Here is a 5,519-nt window from a genome sequence, read left to right as displayed (position 1 = left end):
GCCCCGGGCCCCGGGCCCGGCCGGCCCCCCCCGCGGGCGGGGCGGGGGGCCCCGCGGCCGTGGACCGTCCGGGCCGCTCAGGCCCGGACGGTCGCGCTCCAGGCGGCCTCGGCGGCGGCCAGGGCGGGCGCCGGGTCGGCGCCCGTCGCCCCGGCCAGGGCCGACACGCACGCCCGGACGGTGTCCAGCGCGGCCGCCCGCCCGTAGTGGTTGACCCGCAGCATCGAGCCGGCCAGGGCGCCGCCGCCCGGCTGGACGGGCAGGGCCGGGTCGAGGCGGGCGGCGAGGGCGGTCGCGTCGACGCCGTCCGGGGTGCGCAGGGTGGTGGCGACCGGGGCCGCGTGGGCGTCCTCGACGACGTACGGGGCCAGGGTGCCGAGCGCGCGGACGCCGGCCCGGGTGGCGGCCGAGGCGGCGCGGTGGCGGGCGATCACGGCCGGCAGGCCGTCGGCGGCGATCCGGTCCAGGCAGGCGCCGAGCGCGAGCATCTCCAGCTGGGCCGGGGCGTGCGGCAGCACCGCGCGGCCGGCGTCGGTCCAGCGCTCCTTCCAGTCGAGCAGCGAGAGGTAGGAGCGGCGCGGGGCGGCCGGGTTGGCGGCGATCCGCTCCCAGGCGCGCGCGGAGACGGAGACGGCGGAGACGCCGGCCGGGCCGCCCATCGCCTTCTGGCCGCCGATGACGCACAGGTCGACGCCCCACTCGTCGGTGAGCAGCGGCTCGGCGGCGACGGAGGCGACCGCGTCGAGCATCAGCAGCGCGCCGTGCTCGCGGACCACGGCACCGATCCCGGCGACCGGGTTGGTGTTGCCGGTCGCGGCCTCGGCGTGCACCAGGGAGACGAAGTCGATCTCCGGGTCGGCGTCGAGGGCCTCGGCCACCTGCTCGGCGCTCACCGCGCTGTCGAAGGGCACGGCCAGGTCGACGACCTTCGCCCCGCAGGAGCGCAGCCAGTTGCCGAAGGTCTGCCCGTACGGGCCGGTGACGATGTTGAGGGCGGTCGAGCCGGGGTGCGCGGCGCCGCGGATCGCGGCCTCCAGGGGGAGGAGCGCCTCGCCCTGGGTGACGATCACATCGGCCTCGGTGTGCAGCAGCGCGGCCACCCGGTCCTCGATCGCCGCGAACTCGGCGGCGCTGAGCGGGGGCAGGTCGAGGAAGGGACTCACGTCTTGATCGCCTTTCGCGGGGGTGGGGTGCGGAAACGAGTCTGCCGCATCATGACTGCTTACACGGAACCCGCCCGTCGGTAGAGTGCGGCCATGAGCGATGGCGCGGTGCTGCACGTGCGGGGTCGGGTGCTGGTCGGTCCGCAGGACGTCCGGGACGAACTCTGGGTGGTGGACGGCCGGGTGAGCTTCACCCGCCCGCCGACCGCCGGGGACGTGCGGACGGTGAACGGCTGGGTGCTGCCCGGCCTGGTGGACGCGCACTGCCACGTCGGCCTGGACGCGCACGGCGCGGTGGACGCCGCGACCAGCGAGAAGCAGGCGCTCACCGACCGGGACGCCGGCACCCTGCTGATCCGCGACGCCGGCTCGGCCGCCGACACCCGGTGGATCGACGAGCGCGAGGACCTGCCCCGGATCATCCGGGCCGGGCGGCACATCGCCCGCACCCGCCGCTACATCCGCAACTACGCGCACGAGATCGAACCCGGCGACCTGGCCGCCTACGTGCGGGCCGAGGTCCGGCGCGGGGACGGCTGGGTGAAGCTGGTCGGCGACTGGATCGACCGCGAGCGCGGTGACCTCGCCGCCTGCTGGCCCGGCGACGCGCTGGCCGAGGCGATCGCGGCGGCGCACGAGGAGGGTGCCCGGGTCACCGCGCACTGCTTCTCCGCCGAGTCGCTGCCGGACCTGCTGGCGGCCGGGATCGACTGCGTCGAGCACGCCACCGGGCTGACCGAGGAACTGATCCCGGCCTTCGCCGAGCGCGGGGTGGCGATCGTGCCGACGCTGGTCAACATCGCCACCTTCCCGGACCTCGCGGCCGGCGGCGAGGCCAAGTTCCCGGCCTGGTCGGCGCACATGCGGCGGCTGCACGAGCGCCGGTACGACACCGTGGGCGCCGCGCACGACGCCGGCATCCCGGTGTTCGTCGGGACGGACGCGGGCGGCTCGCTGGCGCACGGGCTGGTCGCGGACGAGGTGGCGGAGCTGGTGAAGGCGGGGCTGAGCCCGGCGCAGGCGCTGTCGGCGGCGAGCTGGGGAGCGCGCGAGTGGCTGGGACGGCCGGGGCTGGAGGAGGGCGCGCCGGCGGACTTCGTGGTGTACGCGCAGGATCCGCGGGCGGACGTCCGGGTGCTCGCGGACCCGCGGCTGGTGGTGCTGCGGGGGCGGCCGGTCGGGTAGCCGCGGACCCGGTCGACCTGCCTCGATCCCATGATCATCCGCTGAAAGCGCTGTCGGCGTAGGCCGATAGGGTGGCGACCATGGCACCGCGTCCACTGAACGAGATCGTCGAGCCCGGCTGGGCCACCGCCCTGGAACCCGTCGCCGGACGGGTCGCCGCGATGGGCGACTTCCTGCGCGCCGAACTGGCCGCAGGCCGAACCTACCTGCCCTCCGGCCCGAACGTGCTGCGGGCCTTCCAACAGCCCTTCGCCGACGTACGGGTGCTGATCGTCGGGCAGGACCCGTACCCGACGCCCGGCCACGCCGTCGGGCTCAGTTTCTCGGTGGCGCCGGAGGTGCGGCCGATCCCGGCGAGCCTGATCAACATCTACCGGGAGTACGGCACCGACCTGGGCCTGCCGCAGCCGTCCAACGGGGACCTCACCCCGTGGACGCAGCAGGGCGTGCTGCTGCTCAACCGCGTGCTCACCGTGCAGCCGCGCAAGAGCGGCCAGCACCGCGGCAAGGGCTGGGAGGCGGTCACCGAGCAGGCGATCCGGGCGCTGGTGGCGCGCGGCGGCCCGCTGGTGGCGATCCTGTGGGGGAGCGACGCCCGCAACCTGCGCCCGCTGCTGGGCAACGTCCCGTCGGTGGAGTCGGTCCACCCCAGCCCGATGTCGGCCGACCGCGGCTTCTTCGGTTCGCGGCCGTTCAGCCGGGCGAACGAGCTGCTGGTGCGGCAGGGGGCGCAGCCGGTGGACTGGCGGCTGCCGTAGCCGCCGGTGCGGCGCGGCCGCGGTAGGCCGGTACGGCGCGGCTGCCGTAGCAGAACTGGGTCAGCGCAGAACGCCAATCTCACTCCAACGAGTGAAATGACTTTCTGTGTTACTCATGTGACGGATTGTTCGAGAAGACTGGCGGCTCATCGTTTCATCTGTGTGGGGGTATCGCCATGTCTTCTCGCCGAATCGTTTCCGCCGCCGCGGCCACCGCCGTGGTGGCGAGCACCCTGCTCACCGCCGCGCCCGTCCACGCGGCCGAGCCCGCCCCGTCACCCGGCAAGGCGCGCGCCGTCACCGCCGAACTCGACCTGGACGTCAGCCTGTTGAACAAGGCGGTGGACGTCCCGGTGAACATCGCGCTGAACAAGGTGGAGTCGCCGGCGCAGCGCGACGGATCGATCCTGACGGCCACGGTGGCCGGGGTCGACCAGACCGGCCCGGTCGAGCTCGTCAAGGCCGACATCGGCAAGGCGGTGACCAGGGTCGACGCCAAGGGCGCCACCGCCTCCGTCAAGCTGGTCAACGCCGACGTGCACGCCCCCGGCCTGCCCACCACCGCGCTGCTCGGCCTGGAGGCGATGAGCGCCGAGGCGACCTGTCCGGTCGACGGGCAGCCGACCGCCGACGTGGTCGCGCCGGTCAAGCTCAGCGTGCTCGGCAAGCCGGTCACCGTCGGCGTGTACGGCCCGACCAAGGTGGACGTGCCGCTGGTCGGCAGCGTCTCGGTGGAGTTCTCCAAGAAGACCGTCACCACGACCACCGCCGCCGCCTCCGCCCTGGAGGTGCAGGTGGAGGTGAACCCGCTCAACCTGAACGTCGCCAAGGTCACCGGGAAGGTCACCGTCGCCTCGGTGAGCTGCGAGAAGCCCTCCGCGCCGTCGACCGCCCCGACCGGCCCGGCCACCACGGGTACCGCGGGCACCGCGCCCGCCGGTGCGCCCGCCGCTCAGCCGGTCGCCGACACCACCACCTCGCGGGCCGCCGGTCCGCAGGCCGCGGTGGAGAAGTCGGAGAAGGGGGAGAAGCTGGCCGCCACCGGCGGCAGCAGTGCCACCGGCCCGCTCGCCGCGGGGGCCGCCGCCCTGGTCGCGGGCGGGGCGGCCGCGCTGTGGGCCACCCGGCGCCGTCGCGCCGCGCACGCCCGTCGTCACTGACCATGCCCGTGCCGTCACCGACGGCACCCGGAACGGCGGGAGTGCCACCCCCGGCACTCCCGCACCGTGACCGTGCCAATGCGGACGGTTGGTTCACATGCGCGTTACACGAGAGGAACAACCGGGAAACGGCGGCTTGCAACGCTACGCGGGCACCCACCACCCAGCAATGCGAGGGACACGACGTGGCAATCAAGGCCGAGTACATCTGGATCGACGGCACCAAGCCGACCGCGAAGCTCCGTTCCAAGACTCGCGTCCTGCCCAACGCCGACAAGATCCCCACCTGGGGCTTCGACGGTTCCTCGACCAGCCAGGCCGAGGGCCACGCCTCGGACCGCGTGCTGGACCCGGTGCGTGTGGTGCCGGACCCGATCCGCGGCGGCGACAACATCCTGGTCCTCTGCGAGGTCCTGGAGACGGACGGCACCCCGCACGTCTCCAACACCCGCGCCCTGCTGCGTGAGGTCGCCGAGAAGTACACCGCGCAGGAGTCGATCTTCGGCATCGAGCAGGAGTACACCTTCTTCAAGGGCTCCCGCCCGCTCGGCTTCCCGGAGGGCGGCTTCCCGGCCCCGCAGGGCGGCTACTACTGCGGTGTCGGCGCCGAGGAGGTCTTCGGCCGCGAGATCGTCGAGCTGCACCTGGACCGCTGCATCGACGCCGGCCTGGCCATCTGCGGCATCAACGCCGAGGTCATGCCCGGCCAGTGGGAGTTCCAGATCGGCCCGGTCGACGCGCTGACCGTCTCCGACGACATGTGGATCGCCCGCTACCTGCTGTACCGCACCGCCGAGGAGTTCGGCATCGACGCCACCCTGGACGCCAAGCCGGCCAGGGGCGACTGGAACGGCGCGGGCGCCCACACCAACTTCTCCACCAAGGCGATGCGCGAGGGCTACGACGCCATCATCACCGCCTGCGAGTCGCTCGGCGCCTCCCAGGAGAAGGTGCTGGAGCACGTCAGCCAGTACGGCGACGACATCCAGTCCCGCCTCACCGGCAAGCACGAGACCGCCCCGTGGAACGCCTACAGCTACGGCGTCTCCGACCGCGGCGCCTCCGTGCGCATCCCGTGGCAGGTCGAGGTGGACAAGAAGGGCTACATCGAGGACCGCCGCCCGAACGCCAACGTCGACCCCTACGTCGTCACCCGCCTCCTGATCAACACCTGCTGCGCCGCCCTGGAGAAGGCCGGCCAGGTCTGATCCACCGCCGTACCCGGCACCCGCACCACGTCACGCCCGCAGGCC

Annotated in this window: 5 protein-coding genes; 4 read left to right on the top strand and 1 reads right to left on the bottom strand. The window is 73.8% G+C overall.

Annotated elements, in window-relative coordinates:
- Window positions 1-77: 77 nt before the first annotated feature.
- Entirely contained in the window at window positions 78-1,163 is a 1,086-nt protein-coding gene (locus ACIQOV_RS25345) for a pyridoxal-phosphate-dependent aminotransferase family protein (protein ID WP_401052129.1), read from the bottom strand.
- A gap of 93 nt (window positions 1,164-1,256) precedes the next feature.
- Here ACIQOV_RS25345 and ACIQOV_RS25340 point away from each other — a divergent pair, with 93 nt between their 5' ends.
- From ACIQOV_RS25340 to glnII, 4 genes are all read left to right on the top strand, one after another.
- On the top strand, window positions 1,257-2,348 hold the full coding sequence (locus tag ACIQOV_RS25340) for an amidohydrolase family protein (RefSeq protein ID WP_401052127.1): 1,092 nt from the start codon (window positions 1,257-1,259) through the stop codon (window positions 2,346-2,348).
- Between the two features lie 80 nt (window positions 2,349-2,428).
- Entirely contained in the window at window positions 2,429-3,106 is a 678-nt protein-coding gene (locus ACIQOV_RS25335) for a uracil-DNA glycosylase (RefSeq protein WP_359903447.1), read from the top strand.
- Window positions 3,107-3,282: 176 nt separating this feature from the next.
- Window positions 3,283-4,266, top strand: a complete 984-nt coding sequence (locus ACIQOV_RS25330; RefSeq protein WP_401052123.1) for an SCO1860 family LAETG-anchored protein — start codon at window positions 3,283-3,285, stop codon at window positions 4,264-4,266.
- Between the two features lie 185 nt (window positions 4,267-4,451).
- On the top strand, window positions 4,452-5,474 hold the full coding sequence (gene glnII, locus ACIQOV_RS25325; RefSeq protein ID WP_401052120.1) for a glutamine synthetase: 1,023 nt from the start codon (window positions 4,452-4,454) through the stop codon (window positions 5,472-5,474).
- Window positions 5,475-5,519 lie beyond the last annotated feature (45 nt).

The sequence above is a fragment of the Kitasatospora sp. NPDC091257 genome, from assembly GCF_044757675.1.
Classification (GTDB): Bacteria; Actinomycetota; Actinomycetes; order Streptomycetales; family Streptomycetaceae; genus Kitasatospora; species Kitasatospora lactacystinica.
The sequence above is the reverse complement of the archived record's forward strand: the minus strand, read 5'-3'. Positions and strand labels throughout refer to the sequence as shown.

What these genes read in the sequence shown, in the direction of transcription:
- ACIQOV_RS25340 (WP_401052127.1), top strand. Translation starts at nt 1,257, where the DNA reads ATGAGCGATGGCGCGGTGCTGCACGTGCGGGGTCGGGTGCTGGTCGGT.
- ACIQOV_RS25335 (WP_359903447.1), top strand. Translation starts at nt 2,429, where the DNA reads ATGGCACCGCGTCCACTGAACGAGATCGTCGAGCCCGGCTGGGCCACC.
- ACIQOV_RS25330 (WP_401052123.1), top strand. Translation starts at nt 3,283, where the DNA reads ATGTCTTCTCGCCGAATCGTTTCCGCCGCCGCGGCCACCGCCGTGGTG.